This window comes from Deltaproteobacteria bacterium (genome assembly GCA_016931625.1).
Taxonomy (GTDB): domain Bacteria; phylum Myxococcota; class XYA12-FULL-58-9; order XYA12-FULL-58-9; family JAFGEK01; genus JAFGEK01.
Window position 1 is genome coordinate 1 of the sequence record JAFGEK010000210.1, and the last position, 4,289, is coordinate 4,289.

Consider the following 4,289-nt stretch of genomic DNA (forward strand, 5'->3'; position numbering starts at 1 on the left):
ATTCAATGAAGGGCCAGACTAATTGAAGGAAAGAACAAAAATTGTTGATAGTAGAAAAAGTACTTCGCTACAATTGATCTTGCACCCGTTGTGTAAAATCAACAAATAATTTTGCGCGCGAATTGCCTCACCTGTCAACTTAACCTGTTGATGTTATGAATATATTTTCTATTGTTGATTTCTAATACGATTTCTTGCCTTACCCCTAAGCTTACCTTTAGCCCATGTTTTGTTTTTCACCTTAGGCTTAGAATTTTCAGATTCTTCATCTTCTAACTTCTGGGTCTGAATTTCAGCCTTAACATCTTTTTTAGGCAACTCATAATAAGATAATGCAAGATCATGATGAAGCTTTGCCAGCATCGGAGGTGGTTTTTCAATAATCACCGAAAAAGGTAATGTTGCACCAGGAGCTATCGTACTAAGTTCAGGTGCACTCTTTAGCAAATTACGATATATATCAGCTAATGTCTTATAATCATTAGCCATTCTTAATTCATTGGGACCTAAAGATACACCAGCAGGAGCATTCGCTGATTTTATTAATTTTCCAGAATTAGTGCGCAATTGTGCTGTAACTTGTACTTGCTTTCTTGTACTTGAGCCATAGTTACGAATTTCACCCAAAAACGCTAATACCGAACCACCATGAAAGGTGGGATATAAAAGACTTTGCATCGAAATGATTTGCATATCATCTAATGCTACTAGCGGTTGCTTGGGCCATAACGCATTCCAAGCTTTTTTATCAAACTGTAGTAGTTTTTTATCAACATTACCGTCAGTGATAAAAAATAGCGATCCATAAGCAAATATTGCTAAAATTATAATAATTCCAATAATATTAAATATTATTGCAAAAAAAGAACGCGGTTCGTAAACTTGCGGTTCAAAAACTGAAAGTACACGCGTGGGACCAACTTGTTGACCAACATGTTGAGAAGATGCGTACAACAGGTCGCCTTGATTAGCACCAGATTTAATATCAGAGGATGGATATTCTTTAGTGGGAAACATTTGATCTGATGGAGCTGCTTGAGTTTTTGTAGGCGCTGTAAAAGTACCATCTGCCGAAAGGCCGCCTTCTAACATCAAATCGTTAAAATCATCTTGCGCCGTTGAAATCGAACGAACTGCTGTTAACCCATCTGACGCCCATGCTGAAAATTGCTGTTCATCTTGATTTGTACGCTTAAAGCTTGGCACCATCGTAACGCGGGTATCCCCGTCATTTATATTTTTTTCTTGCGATAGTGCCGAGTAAGAATCTGGCACTTTATTACTGACTAATCGTGATCCTACGCTGGTTTTTTCATAGGCTGAAGCATTAGAAGATGATACAGGCAAAGGTGCTTTGGCTGACGAATTAACTTGCTGATTAAAAGTTGAAAAAGTGGCATTGGCTGGCGATTTATTTTTAGAAGGCTGCACTATTGTAGGGGATGATTCAATGTCTGGCTCTAACAACATAAGATCATCATCACTAATTAACTCTGGCTCTAAATCAGATGTATCAACACTTGCAGTAGACGGCTTAGCAGGAGTATCGATTTCTAGCCCGATTTCGAAAGAAACTGCTGGTCGTTCAACGATGAGTGTGTTAGCGCAACGAGGACAACGGATTTTACCACCATGAGGCCCAAGTCGCGAATCATCGACTTTAATCACAGTGTTGCATTTAGCACATTTGGCGTTCATGTTATGCCAGAGACTTTGAATGCAAAGGCTAGCTTGCAAAAAGTAGGCTATCAAGTTTTTTAGCAAGTATTTTGGTAAAATTGATATGGCTCAGGGTGTTTTTTTTGGTGATTACCTTCTGTTAGGCAAACTCAGTCGAGGGGGCATGGCAGAGGTGTTTCTTGCCCGTAGTGTGATAAACCCTGATAGTGAAGAACTTTATGCAATTAAACGTACATTGCCTGATTTAGCACGTAATCGTGATTTTGCCTCAATGTTCATGGACGAGGCAAGAATCGCAAAAAACCTTGATCATCCAAATATTTGCAAAATCGAAGCACAAGGCGAGTATGAAGATAAACTATATATCGCCATGGAATTTATTCATGGTAAAGATTTAAGAGTAGTACAGCATCGCGCTTATGATCGTGGCGAACCTTTACCTTTCCGTTATGTCGCCTTTACGATTGCTCGTATTGCCACTGCTCTTGATTACGCCCATAACAAAAAAAATAAACACGGCGAATTAGAAAATATTGTTCATCGTGATGTTAGCCCTCAAAATATTCTAATTTCATACGCTGGTGTGCCTAAATTGATTGATTTCGGCATTGCTAAAGCTAAAAGCCGAATTGCTAAAACGCGTGTTGGCATTCTTAAAGGCAAGCTTGCTTATATGTCGCCTGAGCAAGCAATGGGGCTCGATCTTGATTTTCGCTCTGACATTTTTGCGCTGGGCATTGTTATGTACGAAATGCTTACCGGGCATGATGCTTTTCGGGGTAAAAATGACTATGCCACGCTGCAACACATTATTGAAGGTCGCTTTGTACCACCACGAAAATTAAACCCTGAAATTCCTTTGGGGCTTGAAGCAATAGTTACAAAAGCATTAGCTACTCGACCTGAAGATCGTTTTGCTAGTGCTATGGCCATGAGTGCTGCGCTTGATGCCTACCTTATGAAAGAAGGACGTGGCGTCAGCGAAGCTTCTTTATCATCATTTATGCGCAAATTATTTCGCGATGATTACATTCGTGAGATATCACGCATTAAGACCTATACTGCGACCCCAGTTCGAGTACCTAAATCTCATTTAGAACGCTTGCAAAAACACAATGTTGTTGATGCTACTGCAGTTGCTCCATCATTTATTAAGCCCGGCGAAGATAGCCGCAATAAAACCTCTCCGATAATCAAAGAATCGGTGTTGCATGATTCTGCAGCAGCATCCGATGACTCGCAGCAAAGAGCGCCTGTTGTTTCAACACTCGTTGGTAATAATCAACTTGCATCACCAGCTGAGCCTGTCGAAACTAAGCCAGCCGAACTTATTGAGTCGGCTGAATCAGATAAAGAACCTGCCCCCGTAATAAAAACAGAAATTCCAATACCAGTCCCCCCTGAGCCTGTTGTAATAGCTAAACCTGATATTTCAGCTACCTCAACGCCAGAAAAACTTGAAACTCAAGAGCCGGTTAAAAATGGCGAACCACAGATAGCTAGTACAATACCGACTACAGAGATAGCAACAACAGCAGAAGTAACTGATGATTCCAAAGCAAAACAGGCTATTGCCGCAAAAACAGAAACGCCGCTTACTGATAATATCTCACCTGAAACTATTGCGGCACTGGCAAAAGTGGTAGCACCTACTGATGAAAAATCAGCAATGAATGCGGCGGCAGCGACCGATGAAGTATCTCCTGCTACAATAGAGGCACTAGCCAAAATCGTAGCCCCCCTTGTTGAAGAAAAAGTTGAAGCAAAACCTGCAACTAGCCTAACAATTAGCACCAGCACCATACCTACTGACAAAGTACCTATAGTAGAAGAAAAAACAAATAGCGCTACGGCGACGAAAACTACTGCCGGTGCCATTACACTCAATAAATCTAACGACTCTGTAAAACCTGTATTTACACCACCGTACAAACCTGCGATATCAGTAAAAACAGATGCAGCAGCCAAGCCGCAAGCGCTAGCAACAGAACTACCACAATCATCGGTAATAACCAGTCAATCACCCAAAGCCGCTGCCGCTAGACCTGAACCACCGATAACCGTTCGTACCCGGGCACCTTTGCGTGTTCGGCGTTTTTCTTCTAGTGAAATTTGGATTTTGGCCATATCGGCTATTTTAGGGGCTGGGGTAGTTATTGGCAGCTATTTCTATACTATTGCTTCATCGATTAAAGCCGAACAAAAACCTACACCGGCCGCAAGCGCAAAAATAAATCCTTAAGGTAATGGTTATTATATCACGACCGTACATAGTAGACACGATTACAAAGAAGCTCTCTTAAAATACCCGGTTCTCTGTTCTTTAAATCTTCATTTTTGTGCGATGCACAGCCTGCTAAATTTGCATCCAGCGATGCGGCTAACTAAATCTCGACTAAACTACGTAATTTTTGTTTAACCTCAACAAGAAAAAATTTATGTAATTGTTTTTATTCGTTATATCATTATACTGATATAGTTTATGGCATTATTAATTCACTACGTTGATATAATATTTGAGGATCATAATTATCAACTAGTTTACCGCACTTTCTTTTTCGTACTGTAAATAGCTAGTTACCAATAATAGTTAAATATAATTGTTATTA

General features: G+C 40.2%; 2 protein-coding genes. One reads left to right on the top strand and one right to left on the bottom strand.

Annotated features, from left to right (window positions below; genetic code table 11):
• Positions 1–168: 168 nt before the first annotated feature.
• Complete coding sequence (locus JW841_17260) at positions 169–1,668, bottom strand: hypothetical protein (GenBank protein ID MBN1962684.1); 1,500 nt, start codon at positions 1,666–1,668, stop codon at positions 169–171.
• A 115-nt stretch (positions 1,669–1,783) separates the two neighbouring features.
• Here JW841_17260 and JW841_17265 point away from each other — a divergent pair, with 115 nt between their 5' ends.
• Complete coding sequence (locus JW841_17265; protein ID MBN1962685.1) at positions 1,784–3,922, top strand: protein kinase; 2,139 nt, start codon at positions 1,784–1,786, stop codon at positions 3,920–3,922.
• The last annotated feature ends 367 nt before the right edge of the window (positions 3,923–4,289 follow it).